Below are 24,207 nucleotides of genomic sequence, written 5' to 3' on the forward strand. Positions count from 1 at the left end.
CTTTATAGCCTGATAGGTAAATCCTCCATAAGCGGCATCCAGCCATTGACTACACCAATATCAGTGGCCACAGCCACATTAATCACAGTAACACACTGATTATTCGAATCACACAAAACCGGCCAGACAGCACGCATAAAAGGCGGGATTTTCCGTTCCTGTAATAACTTCTTAACCTTTTTTCTTCCTCCTCGCAAAACAATTGTATCCTGAGCATGCACCTGACGCACCGTCCACTCAGCGGCAATTTCTGCCAAACCAAAGGTATGCCGCTTCCATTGCAGATAGCCAGCAGCGATTAACTGGCGGCAGGTTACTGGCAGCAACTCAAACCAGAGCCATTGCCGGTTTACCTCATGCTTATTTATCCATAATCTGGAATCATAATAAATTACACAAGCGTGGGGCAAAGACCATTGTGCACCGTTTTTACTTTCCATCAACTGTCGTGCAAATTCCGTGAGCGCGGCCGCAGTTGACATCCCCAGACAATTTTTATGCGCAAACAGGCGTAATTGTTGCCGGCGCCGTGCCGCACTCAAAGTGCGCCACAAAGGTATCTGAAATCCCTGCTGTTGTGCATGCAACATAGTCCAGTCAGCTTCAGCCACTTCATCCAGTAAGGCCAGCTCATCCTGTAACCGCCCTACCGCTGCTTCAATCTGCGTATCCAGATGCGGCTGATGCTCGCGCCAGTGCGGCAAACCACTCAAACGCAGCCAGTTGCGCAAATAGGTACAATTAGTGTTACTGTCATCCTCAATGTGCACCAGCCGCATCGCATCAGCATAAGCCTGTAGCTGCTGTCGTGAAAAATGCAATAATGGCCGCCACAGAGCTGTACGTTCAGTCAATTGCCGCACCAGAGGCATAGCCGAAAGTGAACGTAAACCACCACCACGCAATGCACCCAAAAAAAAGGTTTCTATCTGGTCATCCCGATGATGCGCCAGCACCACTGCATCCGCTTCACTATTAGCATAAGCCTGATAGCGCGCCTTACGTGCCGCTGCTTCCACGCCCTCGCCAGCAGCACACACATTCACCTTAACTATCTTTAATGGCACCGACCAAGATGCACATAACTGCTGGCAGAAAGCTGCCCATTCATCTGCATACCGACTTAATCCATGATGCACATGAAGAGCAGACACCTCAAGCGGCAATCTGTTGCGTAAAAGAGTCAAAGCATGCAACAGCACCACCGAATCAAGCCCGCCACTAAGACCTACGGCTAAAACACAACGGTCAGCCATAGTGGCTGACCATTGTTGCGCAATATCATCACATAAACTGATACAAATTTTATTTACCGTTGAATTGACCATAATTCATCAAACGATCAAAGCGACGCGTCAACAAAGTAGACAACTGTTTACCTTTAGCTTCATGTAACTGGCGGGTAAGTACAGATTTTACCCGCTGCATGATTTCCGGATAATTACGATGCGCTCCGCCCAAAGGCTCCTCTATCACAGTATCAATCAGCTTCAAATCGTGCAGACGCTTAGCCGTAATACCCAGCGCTTGAGCAGCTTCCGGTGCTTTTTCAGCCGTTTTCCACAGAATAGAGGCACAGCCTTCCGGTGAAATGACTGAATAGGTAGAAAATTGCAGCATATTGACATAATCACCCACCGCAATAGCCAGTGCCCCGCCAGAGCCACCTTCACCAATTACCGTACAAATCACCGGTACTCGCAGCCGCGCCAGTTCATACAGATTACGGCCAATAGCCTCAGATTGGCCACGCTCTTCCGCCCCGATACCGGGATAGGCTCCCGGTGTATCAATAAAAGTCAGTAAGGGAATTTGAAATTTTTCTGCCAGTTTCATCAGACGCAAGGCCTTGCGGTAACCCTCTGGCTTAGGCATACCAAAGTTACGGCGAATTTTTTCCTTGGTATCACGGCCTTTCTGATGGCCGATTACCATAACACTTTCACCATTAAAGCGTGCCAGGCCACCTACAATAGCGGCATCATCAGCAAATGCACGATCACCGTGCAATTCCTCAAAATCCGTACACAGCGCATCAATATAATCTAATGTATAAGGACGCTGGGCATGACGGGATACCTGCGAAATCTGCACCGGAGTCAGCTTGGCAAAAAGATTTTTGGTTAAATCATCGCTTTTCTTTTTCAGGCGTGCGATTTCTTCGGAAATATCCACAGCCGATTCATCCTGCACAAAGCGCAGCTCATCAATTTTTTGTACCAGCTCGGCTATAGGTTGTTCAAAATCCAAAAAAATCTGTTTCATTGTTAAGATATCCGCAAAAACATGTGGCAGCTATGATACGCGAAGAAATGAAGCTACGCAGCCCCAAATAGCAAAAACCTAATACACATATCGAAAAAATAAATATAAGTACATGATTTTCACAAGAATAATTATAAAAAAATACCCAAATCGCCAGCAGCATATCTGGCAGACATCATCACACCCCATCGGATTTTAACCATATACAGCAATAATTTACCCTAACAGCACCAGTGCAGATGTCAGAAAAATAAATATCCGGTAACAAACAAACCCACAGCAATATATATGCAACAAATATGCATTAACAGCTTGCCAAGACTGGGAATTACCCACTAAAATTAGCGATTTTCTGTTATCTTGACAGAATAAAATTACTTCGATTTTTTCACTAAGGAATACACTATGGTAGTTATCCGTTTGGCTCGCGGTGGTTCTAAACACCGTCCTTTCTATAACATCGTCGTAGCAGACTCTCACAACCGTCGTGACGGCCGCTTTATCGAACGCGTTGGCTTTTACAACCCTGTTGCCAATGAAAAACAGGAACGCGTACGCCTGAGCGCAGACCGTCTGAACCACTGGATTGGTCAGGGCGCGCAATTAAGCGAAGCCGTTGCCAAACTGGTTAAAGAGCAAAAGGCTGCGGCCTGATTCAGCAGTAAAGCAGATGAATAGTACACAGCCACAATGGGTAGCAATGGGCTATATTAAAGGCGTATTCGGCGTAAAGGGCTGGGTGAAAGTCCATTCCGATACTGAATATACCGACAGCCTGCTTGACTATCCGCAATGGCAGCTGAGTAAAGATGGCCAAACCAGAACTGTGAGCATTGCCGAAAGCAAAATCAGCGGTGATGAATTACAGGTGAGGTTTGACGGAATACACGATCGTGACAGCGCAGCACTACTGCGCGGCTTTACTATCGAAATAGACCGTGCCAGCTTTGCCGAAACCGATGACGATGAGTATTATTGGGCAGACCTGATTGGCCTGAACGTACTTAACCGTACACAGGAAAATCTGGGCACTGTCAGTTCATTAATGCAAACCGGTGCGCATGACGTACTGGTAGTAGATGGTGCTTTTGGCCGTAAACTGATTCCTTTTGTCTCCCAGTACATTGACGAAGTAAACCTGCCACAACAGCAGATTTGTGTCGACTGGGGCAGCGACTACTGATGCATATTCAAGCCATTACCCTGTTTCCGGAAATGTTTACTGCCCTTACCGACAGTGGCGTAACCGGACGTGCCTTACAACAGGGCATCTGGCAGTTTGCAGCAATCAACCCGCGGCAATTTGCCGATAATCCACTGGGGCATATTGATGACCGCCCGTTTGGCGGTGGCCCGGGAATGATTATGATGGCTCCGCCCTTGCAGGCAGCCATAGATGCGGCCAGACAAAGCAGCCCGCAGGGACGATTGATTTACATGAGCCCGCAGGGCAAACCGCTGAATCATGCACGGGCAGCCAGTCTGGCCAGAGAACCAGCACTGATTGTAATGTGTGGTCGTTATGAGGGTATTGATGAACGTATTCTCACCAGCAACGAAGTAACCGAAATCAGTATCGGCGACTTTGTGGTTTCCGGTGGAGAATTACCGGCCATGATGTTAATGGACGCTGTAATCCGCCTGTTACCCGGCACACTTGGTGATGCGCGCTCAGCAGTAGAAGACTCATTTGCCAATGGTTTACTTGATTGCCCGCATTACACCCGTCCGGTAGAATTTCGTCAGCAGACAGTTCCCGACGTATTGCGTAGCGGTAATCATGCTTTAATCGCACAATGGCGATTAACTCAGGCGCTCAGGCGCACACTGACACGTCGTCCGGATTTACTGGCCGACCGTGAATTAACCCCAGAGGAATCCAGACTCTTGCAGCATATCAGACAAGAGGAACGGGACATCCCATTATAACAGGAAGCTTAACATGAACTTGATTCAACAATTAGAGCAGGAAGAAATCGCTCGTCTGAATAAAGAAATCCCGGCCTTCGCGCCAGGTGATACCGTGGTAGTATCTGTACGCGTTACCGAAGGTAGCCGTACCCGTTTGCAAGCCTATGAAGGCATTGTAATCGCCCGTCGCAACCGTGGCCTGAACAGCAACTTCATCGTTCGCAAAATTTCCAGCGGTGAAGGTGTAGAACGTACATTCCAGTTATATTCTCCAGCCGTTGAAAAAATCGAAGTTAAACGCCGTGGTGATGTACGCCGTGCCAAACTGTATTACCTGCGTGGCTTAACCGGTAAAGCTGCCCGTATTCGTGAAAAACTGCCGGCTCGCAAAGCCTAAGCAGCATACATTAGCTGCATATAGCAGACTAATCCTGAGGCCGAATTTATCAATTCGGCCTTTTTCTTTGATTGCTGTGCTAAATTACATAGAATTTTCGTCTGCCACAATCCTGTCAAGGCCAACAGCAATAAACATCCAAGTAGTCCAGCCAGCCATTTTCAATATCTTTTCCGCTCTCCTTTATCAGATATTAATGCTACGATTGGCCAGCTATTTATCCTGCTCATAGCCGTCAGAAAGATATAAGCCAGAATATGCCCGCTAATCAACTGTACCAATTTCAACACCGTAAAAAGATGAAAAATGTTAAAATTGCCCAGTTTTTTGTCTATTCCATCTCAATCAGCTTTGTTCTTGTCCAAAGGAAGCACACTAATGAGCCAGTCCCTGAGTTATCGCGATGCCGGTGTTGATATTGACGCTGGCGATTCGCTGGTCGAAAAGATTAAACCATTTGCCAAACGTACCATGCGCCCTGAAGTATTAGGCGATTTGGGCGGCTTCGGCGCACTTGTAGAAATCAGCCATAAATACCGCCAGCCAGTACTGGTATCCGGTACCGATGGCGTAGGCACCAAACTAAAACTGGCTTTTGAATGGGATCAACACGATACCGTCGGTATCGATCTGGTGGCCATGAGTGTCAATGATATTCTGGTACAGGGAGCAGAACCACTGTTTTTTCTGGACTACTTTGCCTGTGGTAAACTGGATGTTGAACGTGCAGCAGCAGTGATTAAAGGTATTGCCGCCGGTTGTGAACAATCAGGATGTGCCCTGATTGGCGGTGAAACTGCCGAAATGCCCGGCATGTACCCAGATGGCGAATATGATTTGGCTGGCTTTGCTGTAGGCGTGGTTGAAAAAGAACAAGTCATCAATGGGCGCAGTATTGTGGCCGGTGATATTGTACTGGGACTGGCCTCTAATGGTATTCATTCCAACGGCTATTCATTAGTGCGCAAAATTATTGAGCGTGCCCAACCAGAATTGGACGCCGAATTTGAAAATGGCAAAACCCTGCGGCAGGCCATCATCACCCCTACCCGTTTATACGTTAAGCCCATTCTGGCTGCATTAAAACAGTTTACCATCAAGGGTATGGCACACATTACCGGTGGTGGCATCAGCGAAAACGTACCCCGTATCCTGCCAGACAACACTGTTGCCGCAATTGACGCCCAGTCTTGGCCACTGCCAAAACTCTTCCAGTGGTTACAGCAGGCCGGACAAGTAGATATACAGGAAATGTACCGTACCTTTAATTGTGGTATCGGCATGGTAGTGATTGTAGACGCCGCAGACGCTGTTGCTGTACAGCACTTTCTACAACAGCAGGGCGAAACTGTTTACCAGATTGGTACCATTCGTACACGTCAGGGTGATGAACATCAGACGCAAATAGGCTGAAAAAATTACATCTACAGAATATAAATCAAAAGCCCAGTATCAGCTTGCGCTAATTTCTGGGCTTTTTTCAAATTGATTTGGTCAAATAATACTGATAACTAATTAACTTTGTAGTGAAAAGCACTTTCGTCTATCGCAAGTAAAACTGTTCTCCTTAGGAAGCTTTCCACAGACAAGTTATACAAAATCTTACTTCTTTATTAACACTTCAAGTATTATTAAATGATTCAGATAAATCAGAATGGTGCCTAAATAAACTAATCAATCCTGTGCAAACAAGGATACAATATCAAAGAATAGATAATTTCTTACAGCTATCATAATAAATAACCCAAACACATGACACTAAAAAATTTAAATCATTGATTCTGTAACAATTCCTTTAAATCTGCATAGCTTAATTTAACTTTATCTGTTTCATCTTTGCTCCATTCTAGAGCTTTTTCCTTAAGCCTACTTTTAATTTCTTTGGTTAATTTAAATGGCCCCTCAGACCTCTTCTTTAAAAAATCAATAAGATACATATTACCTTTTGATTTATCAACGACAATTTTCTGGCAACAAAAAAACTTGATTTTATTCCCCCGTTTATTCATACATAAAATAATCTCATTTTCTCTATAGTCTTTTTCATACTCACGATCAATCTTAAAGCATTCATGCTTATCAAAATTTAGTTGCTCACAAGAATTTTCTTTTCCAACTTTAGCTTCAATATATTTCATTTCCTCCTCATCCATATATCTATCCCAAATTAAAATTGGTAATTCAGGTGGAATTTCTTTTTTTAAATAATCTTCCAAACTTGAATCTGTACTATTTGAATTTAACCAAACTCTAGATTTTAAATGCTTTTTTCTATATTTTTCTAGTTCATCATTAAAATTTTTATCCTTACAATCTAATACTTTATCTAATACTTTTACTTCAGCAATTTCTTTTAAGTAGTCTAAATACAACTTTTTATTATGTATGTAAAGGCATGTATCTCGAACAAGCTTCAGCCCTTTTTGGGTAAAATTGGCGCTTCCTATAATAGTAATATCTGGCTCAATCATATAGAGCTTCCAATGAACGCTATCGTCATATCTGAAATCAATATAAAATTTAAAATTATTATTCTCCTCAGCCTCTTCAATGCAAAAATCTATCAAATCGATAGAAGAAAAGGCATTGATTGTCCCTATAATAAGTTCAACCTGATTATGTTGATCAAGTAATTGTTTTATATCAGATTCAATTCCACTTATAAAAGCAGAAACAATAGTAATTTTTTTATTATAATTTTGTAGTAAGATTTCACGCAGACAATCTTCTCTCAAAATTTTCATATTTATCCTCTAATTTAACATTTAGATGTTTAATGTGCTGACTATAGCACATGGTCATTTACAACAACTTTTTTGTTGATTAATCTTAAGCCAAATCACTTATTATTTAGCCGGTATTGTTATAGGCTTTGTCCAACAAGTGCTTTATTTAGACAAAATAAAAATGCTTTTAACATAAAAGATAATGTATCAATAAGCTATATTTGGATAAAAACATAATATTAACAAGCATATCCATATTTTATTTTATTTATAATAACGTTAATTATCAATTAAAATAACAGGAGTAGTGATGCAAAAATGGCTATTAATTATAACCGCAGCTACTTTCATGGTTAGCATTGCACAAGTCAAAGGCTGTTTGCCCTGCTCTGGAAAAAAAGCGGTATTTCTTATTGTGCGGGTATAAAACCTGTTTGCAAGATGGAAGTCTCAGCGCTTCCAAGCGTATTTGTAAGGTATAAATTAAAAAAGGCATAATCATGGTTATGCCTTTTTTATTAACTAGATGAAGTACAATAGTAAAATTTTTAATGTAAATACCCTATATCTAGTACAAAACTTATCCAGAAAATTAAGCAGTCTGTTTCAGTGTTGTATATTGTATTGGCGTGATATTTGTTAGTACCTGATGAGGTCTTTAGGTACTGAGAATTATTAACCACTCTGCCAAACCATACAGGCACGCTAATCCCCTTTTGATTTTATATGTTTGTTATCCATACCTGAACGATAGCCCAACCAATAACAGGGCCAATGGGTTCCGGCTCCGATATTATTGACTATTAAAGCGACAAGAACTAACAGAACTGAACCTATCAGTACGGGTGTCAACAAGAATGAATAGTCAGTGATTCCTGACATCATGATAAGAATGGGATTTGCACCCGCAGGGGCATGGACTACACGTAAAAATTGCATTAAAGCAATGGATATGCCAACCGCTAATGCTATGGATAGTATTCCATTACCAAATAAATTGATGAACAAAATCCCTACTAAAGCCGAGATAAAATGCCCCCCGATAACACTTCTTGGCTGGGCTAATGGTGCTTTAGGTACGGCAAATAATAATACACATGTTGCACCAAATGGAGCCATGATTGCTAAAGTACCGCTCCAGTAAGTTATCAGGAGTAACACGAAAATTCCCAAAGTGCCACCAGTAAAACCTCTCAATATCGCTACTATATTAGGTCGGGGCTGCATGGCCTCTCCCCCTTTAATTTTTACTAACATGAGTTCCTCCTGTAATGAATAAGTAAACATTATTGTTCAAATAAATACAATAAGTACACGATTACGTTTACTTATTGTATTTTTAAAACCATAAATGGTCAAATAATATTTATAATTAACCAAAATGGTGTTATTGTGATAAAATTAAAAAATATGCTAAAAACGTCAAAATAATGAAATCTGAAATTATTGATAAGATACTTGCTGCTGCTGAATCATTGTTTAATGAATTTGGTTACTGCGCTGTTAGTCTGGAGCTCGTTGCAGAACGTGCAGGAGTATCGAAACGAACGTTATATAAATATTTCGGTGACAAAAATGGGCTGGTGAGTAAAGTATTACTTAGGAGGAATGCTTTTTTTAAAAAGTCACTTACAGATGTGATAGCGGTATTTTCGGAGAAAAAAGATAAAATTAATGCGCTTATTTCATGGCATATCAGGTGGTTTAATGATGACGACTATCGCGGTTGCATGTTTGTGCGTGCTCAGGCTGAATATGGCAATAGGAGTGAAGAAATATGCTCTATTGTTAGAGAACACAAACAATGGATGCAGGCTTCAATTGCTCAATGGCTGGGCGGAACCGCAGCATGTGAGCAGGCGGCTTGCCTGATTATGTTAATACTTGAAGGTATGATTGCCTACGCATCGGTTTTTGGTGTTGAGGGGCATGATTTTGAACGAGAAAAGAGATATATATATGATATAGTTGACGCTATTGGTAACGCTAATGCATAAAATCATTAATAGCCGTTTATCTATCTAATCGTCAATTTTGTGCAGATGTGATTTTAAATCAGGAATTGATGCGTACTGCACATTCTGTAATCAACTGATAGCGTGCTTTATTAATTTTATATTGGCTTGCCTATTTTCAGCTGTTGGCTATATTGTTTAATAGGTGTGCTTGCCAATATAAGATTCTGAGCAGGTAAATTCTGATTTACCCTGAACAACTCTTTTAAAATCAGTGTATTGATATTTAATTACTTATATTTTATTTAAGCATTCAGGGTAGTAATATTTTTATTATTCAACCAGTAACGCTGGAAACAGCCGCTCAATCCACTGGCGCAGCAAAATCAGTTTGCCATGGAAAAAATGGCCGGAGCCCGGCACGACCAGTACAGGTAAATCCTGTGCCTCTGCCCAGTTCATGCTGTTTTGCAATGGTACTACTTCGTCTTTTTCACCATGAATCAGCAAGGTGGTGGCTGGATTGTAGGCATTGGGTGCATCAACAGGATACATGCCAATCGCAGGCCCCATCAGCAGTAAGGCATCCGGACGGGCAGTTAAGGCGCTGAATAAGGCAACATAGCCGCCAAAGGAAAAGCCGGACAACACCAGTTTGTTCGCTTCTGGATGCTGGGAACGGGCAAAATCAACTACAGCAAGGCAGTCTGCTACTTCACCGCGGCCATAATCATGCTCGCCGTCGCTGTTGCCCACACCGCGCAGATTGGGCAGATAGCAGTGAAAGCCCAGTCCGGTAAGTGCTTTGGCAGCAGTCTGTACGACTTTGTTGGTATTCAGCCCGCCCTGTAATGGGTTAGGATGATTAATCACGGCTACACCACGGGCGGTGCCCTGTGCCGGGAGATAGATGGTTTCCAGCCGTCCTGCCGGCCCGTTAATCCAGATGTTGGGTTGTTGCTTTAGCATCGGGTTTACTCGCTACTTTCGGGTTTATCCATTAATAAACGGGTAACGACACGGTCGTTAGCCAGTTCTTCATCGAGAATTTCCTGTAAATCACTTTCGTCTACATAGGTATACCAGCGCCCCTGCGGATACAGTACCATAACTGGCCCTTCATCACAGCGTCCGAGGCAGCCGGCACTGCTGATGCGCAGTTTACCCACGCCCATCAGCCCCATTGCTTTAGCATGGCCTTTAAGGTAATCAACTGCATCGGCACCGACGTTATCGTCACCGCAGCTCTGGCGGCACGGGTTATCACGGCGATTGGTGCAGACAAACAGATGTTTGGCATAATAACTCACGGGTTTTCCTTTATTCTTTCTGCCTGTTTACGCTGGCAGTGCGAGTTGGTGCGCCAGCGTGAGGTTATTTAATCATTAAATGACAGCGGACGATTGCCGTGTACCTGCTGGGCTTTTATGGCAGCCAGCATGGCGGGTAAATCCAGATTAAACTGGCTGGCGCGCTGCCCGGCACGTTTTTTCAGCTTATCCCAGTCGCGCAGTGTTGGTGGCTGCTGAAAGGCCAGTACGGCAATATTGCCATGGGTTTCTGCCGGCACCATTAGCACACGGTTGTCAAATACTTCGCGCAGGCGGCGTACAAAGGTTTGAAAACGTTTGTCACCCTGCCACCAGTTGGTGACAAAGATGCCATGTTCGCTGAGTGCCTGACGGCAATCAGCAAAAAATGGTTCAGCTACCAGACTGTCTATAATCTGCTCGCCATCGAAGCCATCTACCAGAATGATGTCGGTATTGCCTCGTAATACTTTGATGTATTCGGCACCATCGTCTTCGATAATTTCGAATTTTTCACCTTCAAACGGCAATTCAAACATACTGCGCGCAATGCTGATGACCTGCGGATTGATATCAACAGCAGTTTGGCTGGTATCAGGCAGATAGGCATCAATCCAGCGCGCAAATGAGCCACCGCCCAGCCCAATCTGGGTAATATGCTGCGGCATATCATCGACAAACAGCAGCCAGGCCATCATGGCACGACTGTATGACAGTACCAGCTCGGCCGGATTATCTACATTCATTGAGCTTTGAATGGTAGGCGTACCCAGATGCAAGGAACGGATGTTACCTGATTCGGATATGCCTACTTCCGGTAATTCATGGCGTGCAGGACGTAAACGGCGATAAGGATGTTGTGGCATGGTAGTTTCCATCATCAGATAACATGGGTTGGTGGGCGCCTGTTTGGTAACTGGATAAGCGCCGGCTACGTATATTTGTTCACGCCAGCGTTAATCAGCAGAGTATCAGGAATCTGCTAAGTAAACTGGTATTGTGGATAAGTAAGCCAGCACTGCACTGTAAGGAGCTGCTGGCAAAAATACAAGCTCACTGAGCAGACCGGTTTAACCGTACACACAGTGAGGTCTGTGCAGGCGTATTATATATGTATGGCAGGATTTATGTTTTATTTAAAGAGCGCAAAAACCCTGTTTGTGAAGGACGGATAATATATCACTACATTTATAATGTTTACATGCTAACTTGCTGGCTATTTGCGTAGTATATACATCAATGCGCTATTCACTGCCGCACACATCTTTATAGATCTGCACAATTTCATTGTATGCAGCAAAATCGGCCAGATTAAATATGTCCTGATTATGATTTTGAAATGAATGCATTGCCAGTGCCATACGGTGTTTGTGTTCAGAACAGATGAGTGGCAACGCTTATCGGCATGGCCATTGTAAAAGCCTGTTTGGGCAGATGGGTCATCTGGATAATCTGGCGGATATCTTTTTGAATACTAGCCAGATATACGCTACGCAATTCCATGCATTCAGCGGCGATAGTCATGCTCAGTGCCGCAATCATGGTATTTTCTATGCCCAGAATAAAAATATCTGTACTGATTGAGCCATCATCGGCCAAACCAAGCTGGGTACAGATGTGATGCTTGCGATACGGGTCAAACACACAAAAGCCGGTAAGTCACCGTTGTGCTCCCTCCTGCTGCCAAACAGTATGAATCTGGTCACGCAATGGCAAATCGGTAACGCAGATAATTGTACATTGCTGTAAAAAATCTGATGCAGATGCGCGTATATATTGCTCGTTTGTAAGTGCTGGTCTTTGAAATTGCGCACGATGCAAGGTTGTAACCGTAATTCTTTTGTTGTGGAAATATTCTTTACTCTTTTTCTTTAATCATGACTTATATAGGATAGCGAATACTTTGACACCTTTTTGCTAATTCTTTTGTACCACGCCAGCAATTTCACTGGCGCATGTTTTTGTACTTTTTTGTTACTCTTCCTGTGTGCTCGGCAATTCAGAAATTAAACCTTGCTGATACCTCAGTAGAGCTGCCCGGTACTTTCTTCAGGCAAGCAATCCCCTTTTTTTGCCTCTGCTCATTTTTCTTCGGTATCTGCAAAATCAAGTATATCTTGATATCCTGTAAGTCGTTGAAACTGATAAAGTAGTGAAAAAACAGAACTGCTAGTTCAGTTTAGCAAAATCTAAATGCATATTGCAATACAATATAGTTTTAGACCAGTAGAATTAAAGGACTGCGAAAAAGCCGCAACTTATTTAAATAAATAGATCAGTTTACTAATTTGAAAGTAAAAAGCACTACATCAATTTTTTGCTTTAGATTTTGCTTACGTTTCCTAAATTTAAGCAAATTTTTTACTATCGACTAAACAAATGTTTTTTTTGTTTAGTCGGTAAGCATGCTAATTCATAATTTTATACAACCAATTAATTTAATTAAACAAAAGACTAAACAAAAAATTGTCCATTTTGTTTAATCTTTTGTTTAGTTGCTATTTTCTAAATAAGAGGATTTGCATACATGGATAACGCTATCTCTTGCATATTCATTAATAGCCTCAAATTGTATATTTTAAATAACAAATTGATTTTTTTAATAAAAAATAAATTTTCAAATGAATGCAAGCATTTACATATCCATTTGCCTATTCGTACATTTAATATAAGCAAATGAACTTGATGTGCTAAATGATAATTTGCGCTTAGCCAAGTATATATAATTTCTTTATTGTAAACAGCAATAAAGAAAAAGTCACAACGCCAGTCACTCACATGAGTTGTAGAATCTTCGAAAAAGTTAGAAGCTATACAGTTATACAAAAATAATGTGTAGTATTATGTTTCTTAAAATATTTATTTAACTTTTACGCTTAATTTAAGCTTTACGGCAACGTAAAACTTAAGGTAGAAAACTATTACGCCCAAAACACATAAAAACCACATTATCAAAAACTATAGAATTGACTTTTAACAACAGTTTAAACATTGCTCAAATCTTATTTATGATCTGCTTAAAAGGTTTCAAAAATTGCGCAATTTTTGCCTAAAATGGTACAAAAGCTGATTTTCAGATTTTTGTCTTTTCACCCTCCCAGAATGCCCGTGTTTCCTTTATTTCAGCCTTTTTATGTATAGTGCAAAAAAGTTCAAAAGAACGCACTACCCCACATATATTAAGTAAATATTAATAAATTCAATCTGCCGGAATGCAGATAAAAAAACCGGCACGTGGCCGGCTAATACGGGTGTTGTTTAAAACAAATGCTTCCTGCTAAGGCTAAGTTTTGCTTTTAACACTGGGTAAATGTTAAATCCTAGTAAGCATACGGATAATACCTGTCTGGTTAAAGCAGAATTTCCTTAAAAGGAATCAGTGATGATGGCTGGCCTGCATGGCCAACCACTTATTTCTTTAATCATGAATAGCAGCAATTAATTCACTCTTCGCCCAGCCAATACTGTGTTTGCTATTTTCACGTACTGGCATGTTATATTCCAGCCGGAATATTCCTGTCAGCTATTTATCACATCACAAACAGTTACTGGCCGGGCTGTTTTATCTGCCACTCTGAATAAATACTTACACTTCTGCGAGTAAATGCAGTGCTTCCTGATATTTAGCCAGTGTTTTGGCAATAATGTCGGCCGGTACTTGCGGTGCTGGCGGCTGTTTATTCCAGCCGGATGCCTCCAGCCAGTCTCGGATAAACTGTTTGTCAAATGAAGGTGGATTGGTACCAACCTGATAGTTATCTACCGACCAGAAACGGCTGGAATCAGGAGTAAGCACTTCATCCATTAAAGTTAATGTACCATTCTCATCCAAACCGAATTCGAATTTTGTGTCAGCAATGATAATGCCTTTGCTACGGGCATAAGTGGCTGCTTCGGTATACAGCTCAATCGCTTTGGTGCTTACCTGTCTGGTCAGTTCTTCCCCCAGCAAGGTGGTGCATTGTGCCAGACTGATGTTTTCATCATGGTCGCCTACAGCAGCTTTGCTGGATGGGGTAAAAATCACTTCCGGCAACTGTTCGGCTTCGCGCAATCCCGCCGGTAACTGAATGCCGCAAACAGCACCTGTCTGCTGATAATCGCGCCAGCCACTGCCGGAAAGATAACCGCGGACAATGGCTTCGATTTTCAGCGGAGTCAGCTTTTTCACTACGACTGCTCGTTTGGCAATTTTATCCGCCTGCTCGCGTGGCAGCACATCATAAACTGTTGCACCAGTAAAATGGTTTGGCATGATATGTTGCAGTTTTTTAAACCAGAAATTGGATATCTGGGTAAGAATTTCGCCTTTTCCTGTTATAGGTTCAGGTAAAATTACATCAAAAGCGGATAAGCGATCAGTGGCGACCATCAGCATGTGCTGCCCGTCAATTGCATACAAATCCCGTACTTTACCCGAATATATTTTCTCTAACACCAGCTCGCTCATTATCCATCCCCATTAAAACGATCAATTGCTAACAGATCAATATCTGTGCAAAAACATATCCTTGTGCTAAGGTAGTTCTTGTGTAACAGATGTTAGCAGCCAATAATTATTTTAACCGATATTGCAACAAAACTGGCAGTCTGTTTGCTGCACGACACAGGTTAAGCTGGCTGTTGATTTTGATATTGTCAGTATTTTGACGCCACTTGTTAGGAGAATGATCATGGCTGATTTTGATTCCCAAAAAGAAGATTTAATGAAAGAAGTACGCTCTGTGCTGGATGAAGTTGAAGATTTATATGACAACGCCAGTGACAATGGTTCTGATCAGGCCAAGGAGCTGAAAGACCAGCTACGCAAAAAACTGGGTAATACCAAATCCAAATTGAGCGATCTGGAAAGCACACTGGCCGAAAAAGCCCGTGCCACAGCCGAACGCACCGATGAGCTGGTACGTGAACAGCCATATTACGCCATGGGCATCGCCGCCGCGGCTGGCTTTATTGCCGGTGTTATGCTGGGACGCTGCAAACGCTGAACACTGCCAGCACAGGCTACATTCAGGCAATACGGTAAACACCAATTGCCTGAATATGATTCACTCTTAAACGGATACCATGGCATGAGTATAGGTAATCTTGGCCGCGATTTGCGCAAGCTAAAAATCTGGCTGACATACGGTAGCGAGTTATTGTGGATTCGTGCACGTATGCTGCGGCTGGATGCCATTGCCCAGCTACAAAGTATTATTGTACTGATGGTGCTTGTGGTGCTGGCTGGGGTGGTGTTTTTTCTGGGCTTTATCAGTCTGTTATTCGGTCTGAATACCCTACTCACACCACAGGCCAAAGTATGGGTGTTTTTTGGCATTGCCATTCTGTTTTTACTTTTAATCCTGCTTCTGACTATTCTGATTGTTAAATTACTGCGCAAACAAAGTCAGTTTATGACTGAAACATTCGCAGCCATAAATAAAGATATAAGCTATCTCAAACACACAAGCAATGCCAAGGCTAATGGAGAACACTGAATATGAGTAAATTCGGTAAGCTGAATATAGCACAGCAACGTGAGCTGCTTAACCTACAGGCACAAGGTGCGCGATTAAAACTATTGGCCGAACAGCTTAAAAATGGTCATCATGCCACTAAATCAAACCTGTGGCAGCGTTCACTGAATATCGTGGATAAAATTCCGGCTGGTGGTTTGGCACTGAAACTGGCCAATAAACCCAAACGCTGGCGTAACAAGATACTGGTAGGTGCGTTATTGACTGTTGCCTCGCTGATGGCCAGCAAAATCAATCGGTCCATCCGCCGGTCTTAGATTGATAAAATCAATACGATGGATTTTGCCAGATATATAATCTGCTCATCCCAATATAAAAGCCTCTTACTGGTCGTAAGAGGCTTTTATTTATTGCAAACAGATTTAAGCTTAAATACCACGCAATAATTCATTCACGCTGGTTTTGGCACGGGTTTTGGCATCCACTTTTTTCACAATCACAGCACAGTACAGGTTATGGCTGCCATCTTTGGCCGGCAGGCTGCCAGACACGACTACAGAACCGGCTGGCACTCGGCCATAAGTGATTTCACCACTTTCACGGTCGTAGATTTTAGTGGACTGGCCAATAAACACGCCCATGGAAATCACGCTGCCCTCTTCAACAATCACCCCTTCAACAATTTCAGAACGGGCACCGATAAAGCAGTTATCTTCAATAATGGTTGGTGCAGCCTGCAAAGGTTCCAGTACGCCGCCAATTCCCACGCCCCCACTGAGGTGAACATGTTTACCAATCTGGGCGCATGAACCTACAGTTGCCCATGTGTCTACCATGGTGCCCTCATCAACAAACGCACCGATATTCACAAATGAAGGCATCAGCACCACATTTTTACCGATATGGCTGCCAGCACGCACCACTGCGCCCGGCACAGCACGAAAACCAGCCTGCTGAAAATCAGCCGCGCTCCAGCCGGCAAACTTGGTGGGCACTTTGTCAAAATAGCGGTTTACCGCATCATCGGCAATGACATTGTCACTGATTCGGAATGACAGTAATACTGCTTTTTTCGCCCATTCATTAACCTGCCACTGATTGCCCTGTTTTTCAGCCACACGCAGGCAGCCGCTATCCAGTTGCTGCAAAGTTTCTGCTACCGCTTCTTTTACTTCCGCAGTTACAGAAGAAGGGGTAATTTCGGCACGATTTTCAAAAGCAGTTTCAATCACTTGTTGTAAAGACATAAAGTATTCCTATAATCAATGATTCAGGTAAGGACTATCGCCGGGTAAGGGGATAACACCATTGTCGGCCAGTACCTGTGGCTTAACAGGCTGTGGCAGTGGCTGTGCATTAAACTGATGCAGACAGGCGGCAAAATCAGTAAACGGAATTTCCCGCGCACCGAAGCTGGCCAAATAATCGGTATAAACCTGACAGTCAATCAGCGGTACACCCTGCTGCTGCAAATAATGTACAGCATGGACAAAGGCAATTTTGGAAGCGTCACCAGCATGGGCAAACATGGATTCCCCATAAAATATCTGCCCAAGCAGCACGCCGTATAAACCGCCTGCCAGAAAGGCCTGCCCCTGCGCGTTCTGATACCAGCATTCAAATGAACAGGCATGCTGCTGTTGATGCAGCGTGTAATACGCCTGTTGCATTTCCGGCACTAGCCATGTGCCGTTCTGGCCATTACGTGGCGTTTGCGCGCAGTTGGTAATAACCTGCCGGAAAGCATAATTCATCGTTACCGCATAGGGTTTATTACGCAGATTTTTCGCTAGCGAACGACTGATTTTCAATTCAGCCGGAAGCAATACCATCCGCTGCGCAAAAGCCCACCACATGATTGGTTCATCTGGCGCATACCACGGAAAAATACCTCGCCGGTAAGCAGCCAGTATTCGTGCCGGGCTTAAATCACCGCCGATGGCTACCAGACCATCACGCTGGCGCTGCGCAGGCTCTATATCAGGAAAATCCAGATTTTCACTACACAGCACCGGAATACATGGCCGGTATTCAGGCTGATTCATACACGCACATCCTGCCCTTATTCAGTTCAGAAGTGTTTACTCTCAAACTGCTGACATTCGCCACACACACCATACATATACAACGCATGGTCAACAATACGGTAGCCGTTATCGTCGGCAATTTTCTTTTGCAGTGTTTCAATTTCTTCACTGCAAAACTCAGTTACTTTGCCACATTTAATACAAACCAGATGGTCATGATGGCCGCCACGATTCAGTTCATAAACTGCCTTGCCGGTTTCAAAATGGTGGCGCAACAAAATATTGGCCTGTTCAAACTGGGTAAGTACACGGTAAATGGTGGCTACGCCGATTTCAACCCCTTCATCCAGCAGGCGCCGGTATACATCTTCTGCACTCAGGTGCTCTTCGGGCTGAGCTTCAAATAGCTCCAGAATCTTCAGTCTGGGCCCTGTCACCTTTAAACCGTTATCTTTCAGTTGAGCTACATTGTTATTCATGATGCTTAATTCACCACTAGATGATAATACTCGCTATAATACGCACTTTTAAGGCAATTGCCCACTGGGTGTCATACAATGTCGCCATCGCCATTGCTAACTGTTTCGTCCCAGCTCCGAGGTATCAGCATGAAAAAAATATACTGCCTGCTGGCAGTGGCCGCTCTCGGCCTGAGTGCCTGCTCTACAACCAAACTGGCACAAATCCCGTCGTACAAACTCAAAATCATTCAGGGTAATGAATTACTTGACCAGAATGTGGTGAATTCATTACAGCCCGGCATGAGCCGTGAGCAGGTACAAATGCTGCTTGGCACACCATTACTGCGCGACCCGTTTCATGCCAACCGCTGGGATTATCTGTATGTAATTACCCGCGCCAGCGAGATTCAGGAAGAAAGAAAACTGACTCTTTATTTTGATGCTAATGGCAAACTGATTCATGCCGAAGGTGATGTCATCACTGCACAACCGCAGCCAATAACCACTGCTGTGCCTGAAAAAACGGAGTAACTTATGTCTACATCTCGCTTGAGAGTGGCTGTTGCCGGTGCCAACGGCCGCATGGGCAGAGCCCTTATTCAAAGTATCAGCCAGCGGCACGATTGTGTATTAAGTGGTGCACTGGAACACAATGCCTCACCGGCTATCGGACTGGATGCCGGCTTTGCCATCGGGCTGGAACTTGGCGTGAGCATTTGTCACGACCCCGAAAAAGTACTGGACAATACCGATGTACTGATTGATTTCAGCAAACCGGAATCCACACTGAGCAATCTGGCTATTTGCGAACGCCTCGGTGTTAAGGACGTGATCGGCACCACCGGCTTTGATGAGGCTGGCAAACAGCGCATTGCTGATGCTGCTGAAAAAACGGCTATTGTGTTTGCGCCCAATTTCAGCGTGGGCGTAAACCTGACCTTTGCCCTGCTTAATACCGCAGCACGCGTGTTAAACGAAGGCTACGATATTGAAATTATAGAAGCGCATCATCGTCACAAAGTAGATGCCCCTTCTGGCACTGCGCTGCGCATGGGCGAAGTGATTGCCGATGCCCTTGGCCGTGACCTGAAAACCTGCGCGGTTTATGGCCGCGAAGGACACACAGGAGCTCGCGACCCACAAACCATCGGCTTTTCCACTATTCGTGCTGGTGATATTGTTGGTGACCACACGGCCCTGTTTGCTACCGATGGCGAACGTGTGGAAATCAGTCACAAAGCTTCCAGCCGCGCTACCTTTGCCAATGGTGCTGTCCGTGCAGCAGTATGGCTGCGCCAGCATCAGCAGGGATTATTTGATATGCAGGATGTGCTTGGCCTGAAATAAGCATAGCAGGAGCATCTTTACTACAAGGTTAGCTATTAATCTGGCTAACCTTGTATGCATTTGTAATGCAGACAAGGCGCTATCATTGGAATTTAGTCGATTAAGCTCGCCGGCTGATGTATTTTCAGGCGACAATTTTATATAGCACATATTAAAAGCCATTGTCTGCAACAATGGCCGGATAATTAGTAAATGAATCAGGCCGCCATAGCCATGCATTTGTCTGCACAGGCATTGCAGGCTTCGGCACAGCGCTGGCAGTGCCCCATATCAAACCGCCCGCATTCCTGCGCACAAGCGCGGCATAGTTGAGCACATAGCTGGCATACCTGTGGAACAAAAGCGCTGTTCTTACACATAAAATTAACCGCAAGGGCACACATTTCAGCACATTGCAGATCCAGACTGATACATTTAGCCATCATTTTGACATCATCTTCCTGTAGACAGGCTGTTGAGCAATACTGGCACAAGGCTATACAACAGTTACATGCTTCTACACATTCCTTAAATTTCAGCGCATCCATGATTCGCATCCTTTTCAACAATATTTTGATTTAACAAGAGAAATCAAAATCAGTCTATAAAACCATAGCGCATATTGCAATCCAGCCAGAAGTAAATAAATATATGATTTAGATATGTTTATTTAACTTTTACTAGCAAATAATCAATATATGCCAATTACACAATATCAACTGCCTGTTACTGTAAACTGGCCAGTGGAAAATTCAGGAATGATTTTAAAATTGATGGTTTGAATGATTATTTTCTAAATATACAATTATTTGTCTTTCAAGCCTGCCCTGTGAGCAAATGGATTGAATAATTAACAGGCGCTGTTTCACTACAAAGTAACACAGCAATATGACAATCGATACAAAATATGATGTAACCCATTGTATATCAAATTTTATTTAATAAAATTTGTACACAACACTATAACTGCCGCGCGGATAAATGGGTCACAATCGCTTTCAACTATAACAATCATCGTTTCTCGGCGCTCATTTTAATCATTTCAGACCAATCATTACTCGCAGCCGGCATTGTCCGTTTATCTTGTGTTTTTTCTTGATGGCTGCGGCAATGATTTTATCTAACCATCCAGTCTGACAATAACGATATTAATCAGCAGTATATTGAAAATCAAATGAACAACCCCATTTCAATACCCTGATATTTAAAGGAATTTATTATGGCTAGTGGATGGGCTTCAGATGATGCTGTAAACCAGCAGATAGAGAGCACAATAGCAGATGCCCTCAATCATGTACGTCAGCAGATGGAACAGGCAACAGAAAGTGCAGAATTTTGTGAAGAATGTGGTGAAGCTATTCCATTAGCACGCCGTCAGGTAATTCAGGGCGTGCGCTTTTGTGTTGGCTGTCAAACCGAACGTGATAAGGAAATACAGAAAACATTCAGTTTATATAACCGGCGTGGCAGTAAGGACAGTCAGCTACGCTAGGCTGATTGAATTGGGCTATCAGGCACAGATCGAATGGCCTGCACTGTGCAAAGATTCACACAATTTCTATTTAAATGATAAATATTTATTGGAAAAAGTGATGGTAATGGCCTGAAATTTAGTGCTTGAAGTCAGTATGAAGTTTTAAGCCCACTGCTGATGTACAGGTATTATTTCTGTATCTGAAGTTGAAAAACTTGTTTGGCACAATTAGTCTGATATGCTGAAAGCAGTAAATCAGCCCGATAGAAAATCGGTTTGATAATCATAACTAACTATGCCATTAAGTGTATTGGTTCTATCCGTTACCACTAACAGCAATATGGATGATTGACACACCACCGGCCTGATCTGCACACATTATTGAACATGCTTTTAGTAGCACATATCTGCATGCATCTGCTTTTCGTTGCAGGCAAGCGCTATGCTGTCTTTCTAATTGTATAAAAATCACTATAACCGATAAACAGGCTTTATTCGGGTTTAATTAGTGGTTTCTGGTTTACCAGCTACAATGCATACAGCCAGATATAGCATACTTCAGCGGTTTAGATTTTGCGACCAAACCACTCTACTTTGCCGATAATTTCAAAATCCTGTTCGCTATTAGCCAAATCGATAGTGAATGGTTCATAAGCATTATTGGCTGATGTTACCAGCAATTGATTATTTGGTTTGAGTTGTGTACGTTTTACCAGAATATTCTTTCCTATGCGTAACACATACAGGCCATCGCCTCCAGCTTTTTTACTGTGATTAATCAGCACATGATCGCCATCGTTTAGCACACCGGTCATGCTGTCATCCTTGACAATCAGGGTACTGAGTTTTTGCGGATCTACATTCAGATAATTTTCCAGCCAGTTACGGTTAAAGGCAATGGTACACATTGCTTTGCCTTCTGTGGCTTCAATATTATCCGGGTTTTCGGTTGAACATACTGGAATAAATGCATAATCGCTGGCACAGACTGCATGAGGATGGTTGCCATAACCACAATCGGTTTCACCGATAGGCGTATTCTTTGCCAGTGGATTAGGCAGTTCTGCGTAATACTTTGCATTTTTCTGGTCAAATTTTGGCCCTATGCCTGTTGCCAGCCATTTTATTTCTACCTGTGCAACACGAGCTATTTTTATCAGATTGGTAGTACTGGGTTCTGCTCCGTCTCTAACCCATTTTGATGCTGTTGGGTACGCTACCTCTACTCTTCTGGACAACTCAGATACACTGCCGAGAATATCCACTACTTCCTGCATTCTGGAGGCAAAGCCAACATTAAAATTTTCCATATTTGAATTACCTTCAAATAAAAACAATGTAAGGTTTAATTTAAAATTTATTATTAAACAATCATTTACAATTTAAAGTTTAATTAAATACAACATTCAGCTATATAAAATTAAATTAAACCTTGCTAAAAATAACTTTTGCGATATAATTTAGCATGTGTATATATTAGGAGTAGCAATTCAACACATTAAATATATTCCAAACTAACATTATAAATTTAAGCCAAAGTTGCTATTTAAGCTTACTGGTGTAGCATCAATTACTTGTACTGCACTATAACTGCTTAATATGATATCTCTATCGGGTAAGCGTTGATGATACCATGTCGTCATGTACAAGAAAATGCTTGGACATGAGTTAATTTGCGCCTAAATCACTGTATATACAATCAGGCAATTGTAAGTTAACACGTAATATTACAACCATTGGTAAAGTTTGCTTTATATAAGGGGCGAGCTATAAACTATTATATGTGAACTTGTGTTAATTTTATAGCCTTTTTTTCATAAAATAAACATAAGTTATTCTATAATTAAACTTGAATAATTATTTATTTAAAACTGATTTTTCTGGTTTATCTTACTGCTTACTATCCTTTCAGTTCATAAAACTTGCGATATTCTAAATATAAACTCAATTTGTACAACAAAAAACTTAAATTTATTTATACAAGTTAATTTGTAAATACATTTGATTATATCATTAATTTATTATCAAGATTTATCATTATTTTAATGCGATTGAAATATTATTCAATCTTCATTTCAGTTTTAATTATCTTTTTTTATACAGATATTAAAAGAAATGTTACTTCAAAGTTAAAAATAGCGCGCTGCGTAACAATATGAAATATATAAAACTTGTTAGCTATTGGATGCTCTGTAATCAATACTCGGATGAATAGACAGCTTCTGGATTATCTGGATATTTTATTAACAAAAGTTTGAAAGATTAAAGGGCTTTTCCGGTTACAGAATATTTTAAGCTCAATAAATTATCGTTACAGGCTAAATGGTTACCGCCAGATGCAGCCAGTGATATTCACTAACTGCAAATGCTGATCATTATTTTAGGGCTGACGCTGCCAACTGCCTGACTGGCCACCTTCTTTATGTTGCAGGCAAATGTCACTGATGGTCATACTGCGGTCTACTGCCTTGAGCATATCATATATGGTCAGCAGGCCGATGCTGGCTGCGGTTAAGGCTTCCATTTCCACACCAGTCTGCCCCGTGTTTTCGGTTTGTACGCAGATGGTTATACTGCGCTTTTCGTCATCAAGGCTGAAATCCACATTCACCCGGGTCAGGGCGATGGGATGACACAGGGGAATTAGATTACTGGTTTGTTTGGCCGCCTGTATGGCAGCAATCCGGGCAACACCCAGCACATCACCTTTTTTGCTGTCACCGCTAAGTATTTTGCTATAAGCATTGTTGTTGACACTAATCGTACCGCTTGCAATGGCAATACGCTTACTGTGTGGCTTGCCGCCTACGTCTACCATATGGGCTTCGCCACGGCTGTTGAAATGAGTTAACTCGTCTGAATTCATCTTGCTTCACTGACAGGCTAAAAGGTCTAT

General features: G+C 42.5%; 27 protein-coding genes. 12 read left to right on the top strand and 15 right to left on the bottom strand.

Annotation, left to right across the window (positions count from 1 at the left end):
* Positions 1-2: 2 nt before the first annotated feature.
* The gene (gene tilS, locus GYX26_RS01275) at positions 3-1,328 is read right to left on the bottom strand and encodes a tRNA lysidine(34) synthetase TilS (protein ID WP_174827725.1); all 1,326 of its coding nucleotides are present in this window, start codon (positions 1,326-1,328) and stop codon (positions 3-5) included.
* Complete coding sequence (locus GYX26_RS01280) at positions 1,306-2,265, bottom strand: acetyl-CoA carboxylase carboxyltransferase subunit alpha (RefSeq protein ID WP_174827726.1); 960 nt, start codon at positions 2,263-2,265, stop codon at positions 1,306-1,308. Before GYX26_RS01280 ends, tilS begins: the two co-directional genes overlap by 23 nt.
* Before the next feature lie 405 nt (positions 2,266-2,670).
* Between GYX26_RS01280 and rpsP the strand changes: the two genes are divergently transcribed.
* The 5 genes from rpsP to purM all read left to right on the top strand — a co-directional run bounded on the left by rpsP (position 2,671) and on the right by purM (position 5,986).
* A complete protein-coding gene (gene rpsP, locus GYX26_RS01285; RefSeq protein WP_025331153.1) occupies positions 2,671-2,919 on the top strand; it encodes a 30S ribosomal protein S16 in 249 nt (82 codons plus the stop codon).
* A gap of 16 nt (positions 2,920-2,935) precedes the next feature.
* Positions 2,936-3,448: a ribosome maturation factor RimM gene (rimM, locus tag GYX26_RS01290; RefSeq protein WP_100138505.1), complete on the top strand. Its 513-nt coding sequence runs from the start codon at positions 2,936-2,938 to the stop codon at positions 3,446-3,448.
* On the top strand, positions 3,448-4,194 hold the full coding sequence (gene trmD, locus GYX26_RS01295; protein WP_174827727.1) for a tRNA (guanosine(37)-N1)-methyltransferase TrmD: 747 nt from the start codon (positions 3,448-3,450) through the stop codon (positions 4,192-4,194). The genes rimM and trmD overlap by 1 nt, the downstream gene beginning before the upstream one ends.
* A gap of 13 nt (positions 4,195-4,207) precedes the next feature.
* Positions 4,208-4,573 carry a 50S ribosomal protein L19 gene (gene rplS / locus GYX26_RS01300; RefSeq protein WP_025331156.1) on the top strand — a complete coding sequence of 122 codons (366 nt, stop codon included), beginning with the start codon at positions 4,208-4,210 and terminating at the stop codon, positions 4,571-4,573.
* A 378-nt stretch (positions 4,574-4,951) separates the two neighbouring features.
* The gene (gene purM / locus GYX26_RS01305; RefSeq protein WP_174827728.1) at positions 4,952-5,986 is read left to right on the top strand and encodes a phosphoribosylformylglycinamidine cyclo-ligase; all 1,035 of its coding nucleotides are present in this window, start codon (positions 4,952-4,954) and stop codon (positions 5,984-5,986) included.
* Positions 5,987-6,345: 359 nt separating this feature from the next.
* On the opposite strand, the gene GYX26_RS01310 is transcribed toward purM, so the two are convergent.
* Complete coding sequence (locus GYX26_RS01310) at positions 6,346-7,317, bottom strand: phospholipase D family protein (RefSeq protein ID WP_174827729.1); 972 nt, start codon at positions 7,315-7,317, stop codon at positions 6,346-6,348.
* A 687-nt stretch (positions 7,318-8,004) separates the two neighbouring features.
* Positions 8,005-8,556 carry an HPP family protein gene (locus GYX26_RS01315; RefSeq protein WP_174827730.1) on the bottom strand — a complete coding sequence of 184 codons (552 nt, stop codon included), beginning with the start codon at positions 8,554-8,556 and terminating at the stop codon, positions 8,005-8,007.
* Positions 8,557-8,729: 173 nt separating this feature from the next.
* Here GYX26_RS01315 and GYX26_RS01320 point away from each other — a divergent pair, with 173 nt between their 5' ends.
* Positions 8,730-9,296, top strand: coding sequence for a TetR/AcrR family transcriptional regulator (locus GYX26_RS01320; protein ID WP_174827731.1), 567 nt, complete (start codon positions 8,730-8,732; stop codon positions 9,294-9,296).
* Positions 9,297-9,587: 291 nt separating this feature from the next.
* Here the strand turns inward: GYX26_RS01320 and GYX26_RS01325 are convergent, their stop codons facing one another.
* The 5 genes from GYX26_RS01325 to GYX26_RS01345 form a co-directional block, all read right to left on the bottom strand.
* Positions 9,588-10,223: an alpha/beta hydrolase gene (locus GYX26_RS01325; protein ID WP_174827732.1), complete on the bottom strand. Its 636-nt coding sequence runs from the start codon at positions 10,221-10,223 to the stop codon at positions 9,588-9,590.
* Positions 10,224-10,228: 5 nt separating this feature from the next.
* Complete coding sequence (locus tag GYX26_RS01330; RefSeq protein ID WP_100089358.1) at positions 10,229-10,564, bottom strand: ferredoxin; 336 nt, start codon at positions 10,562-10,564, stop codon at positions 10,229-10,231.
* A gap of 68 nt (positions 10,565-10,632) precedes the next feature.
* Positions 10,633-11,430: a polyamine aminopropyltransferase gene (locus GYX26_RS01335; RefSeq protein ID WP_174827733.1), complete on the bottom strand. Its 798-nt coding sequence runs from the start codon at positions 11,428-11,430 to the stop codon at positions 10,633-10,635.
* Positions 11,431-11,938: 508 nt separating this feature from the next.
* Positions 11,939-12,208 (bottom strand): hypothetical protein, encoded by a 270-nt coding sequence (locus GYX26_RS01340; protein WP_174827734.1) that lies wholly within the window; start codon positions 12,206-12,208, stop codon positions 11,939-11,941.
* A gap of 1,942 nt (positions 12,209-14,150) precedes the next feature.
* Entirely contained in the window at positions 14,151-15,014 is an 864-nt protein-coding gene (locus GYX26_RS01345; RefSeq protein ID WP_174827735.1) for a phosphoribosylaminoimidazolesuccinocarboxamide synthase, read from the bottom strand.
* Positions 15,015-15,237: 223 nt separating this feature from the next.
* Between GYX26_RS01345 and GYX26_RS01350 the strand changes: the two genes are divergently transcribed.
* The 3 genes from GYX26_RS01350 to GYX26_RS01360 all read left to right on the top strand — a co-directional run bounded on the left by GYX26_RS01350 (position 15,238) and on the right by GYX26_RS01360 (position 16,340).
* Entirely contained in the window at positions 15,238-15,552 is a 315-nt protein-coding gene (locus tag GYX26_RS01350; protein ID WP_174827736.1) for a YqjD family protein, read from the top strand.
* Between the two features lie 84 nt (positions 15,553-15,636).
* The gene (locus tag GYX26_RS01355; RefSeq protein ID WP_100089362.1) at positions 15,637-16,044 is read left to right on the top strand and encodes a phage holin family protein; all 408 of its coding nucleotides are present in this window, start codon (positions 15,637-15,639) and stop codon (positions 16,042-16,044) included.
* A 2-nt stretch (positions 16,045-16,046) separates the two neighbouring features.
* Positions 16,047-16,340, top strand: a complete 294-nt coding sequence (locus GYX26_RS01360; protein WP_174827737.1) for a hypothetical protein — start codon at positions 16,047-16,049, stop codon at positions 16,338-16,340.
* Positions 16,341-16,451: 111 nt separating this feature from the next.
* Here the strand turns inward: GYX26_RS01360 and dapD are convergent, their stop codons facing one another.
* Genes dapD through fur form a run of 3 tightly spaced genes read right to left on the bottom strand, consistent with a single transcriptional unit; the run spans position 16,452 to position 18,529 of the window.
* Entirely contained in the window at positions 16,452-17,270 is an 819-nt protein-coding gene (dapD, locus tag GYX26_RS01365) for a 2,3,4,5-tetrahydropyridine-2,6-dicarboxylate N-succinyltransferase (protein ID WP_174827738.1), read from the bottom strand.
* A 15-nt stretch (positions 17,271-17,285) separates the two neighbouring features.
* Positions 17,286-18,068: a leucyl/phenylalanyl-tRNA--protein transferase gene (gene aat / locus GYX26_RS01370; protein WP_174827739.1), complete on the bottom strand. Its 783-nt coding sequence runs from the start codon at positions 18,066-18,068 to the stop codon at positions 17,286-17,288.
* Between the two features lie 26 nt (positions 18,069-18,094).
* Complete coding sequence (fur, locus tag GYX26_RS01375; RefSeq protein ID WP_100089366.1) at positions 18,095-18,529, bottom strand: ferric iron uptake transcriptional regulator; 435 nt, start codon at positions 18,527-18,529, stop codon at positions 18,095-18,097.
* Between the two features lie 129 nt (positions 18,530-18,658).
* Here fur and GYX26_RS01380 point away from each other — a divergent pair, with 129 nt between their 5' ends.
* Together GYX26_RS01380 and dapB are read left to right on the top strand one after the other, a co-directional pair.
* Entirely contained in the window at positions 18,659-19,042 is a 384-nt protein-coding gene (locus tag GYX26_RS01380; RefSeq protein ID WP_100089367.1) for an outer membrane protein assembly factor BamE, read from the top strand.
* A 3-nt stretch (positions 19,043-19,045) separates the two neighbouring features.
* Complete coding sequence (dapB, locus tag GYX26_RS01385) at positions 19,046-19,858, top strand: 4-hydroxy-tetrahydrodipicolinate reductase (protein WP_100114091.1); 813 nt, start codon at positions 19,046-19,048, stop codon at positions 19,856-19,858.
* 197 nt (positions 19,859-20,055) lie between these two features.
* Here dapB and GYX26_RS01390 read toward each other — a convergent pair whose 3' ends face one another.
* Positions 20,056-20,385 (bottom strand): four-helix bundle copper-binding protein, encoded by a 330-nt coding sequence (locus GYX26_RS01390; RefSeq protein WP_100089371.1) that lies wholly within the window; start codon positions 20,383-20,385, stop codon positions 20,056-20,058.
* A gap of 671 nt (positions 20,386-21,056) precedes the next feature.
* On the opposite strand from GYX26_RS01390, the gene GYX26_RS01395 reads away from it, so the two are divergent.
* Positions 21,057-21,329: a DksA/TraR family C4-type zinc finger protein gene (locus GYX26_RS01395; RefSeq protein WP_174827740.1), complete on the top strand. Its 273-nt coding sequence runs from the start codon at positions 21,057-21,059 to the stop codon at positions 21,327-21,329.
* A gap of 548 nt (positions 21,330-21,877) precedes the next feature.
* Here the strand turns inward: GYX26_RS01395 and GYX26_RS01400 are convergent.
* On the bottom strand, positions 21,878-22,621 hold the full coding sequence (locus GYX26_RS01400) for a helix-turn-helix transcriptional regulator (RefSeq protein WP_100089374.1): 744 nt from the start codon (positions 22,619-22,621) through the stop codon (positions 21,878-21,880).
* 1,070 nt (positions 22,622-23,691) lie between these two features.
* Positions 23,692-24,177 (bottom strand): cyclic pyranopterin monophosphate synthase MoaC, encoded by a 486-nt coding sequence (moaC, locus tag GYX26_RS01405; RefSeq protein ID WP_174827741.1) that lies wholly within the window; start codon positions 24,175-24,177, stop codon positions 23,692-23,694.
* Between the last annotated feature and the right edge of the window lie 30 nt (positions 24,178-24,207).

It is taken from the genome of Snodgrassella sp. ESL0253 (assembly GCF_013344965.1).
Lineage (GTDB): Bacteria > Pseudomonadota > Gammaproteobacteria > Burkholderiales > Neisseriaceae > Snodgrassella > Snodgrassella alvi_B.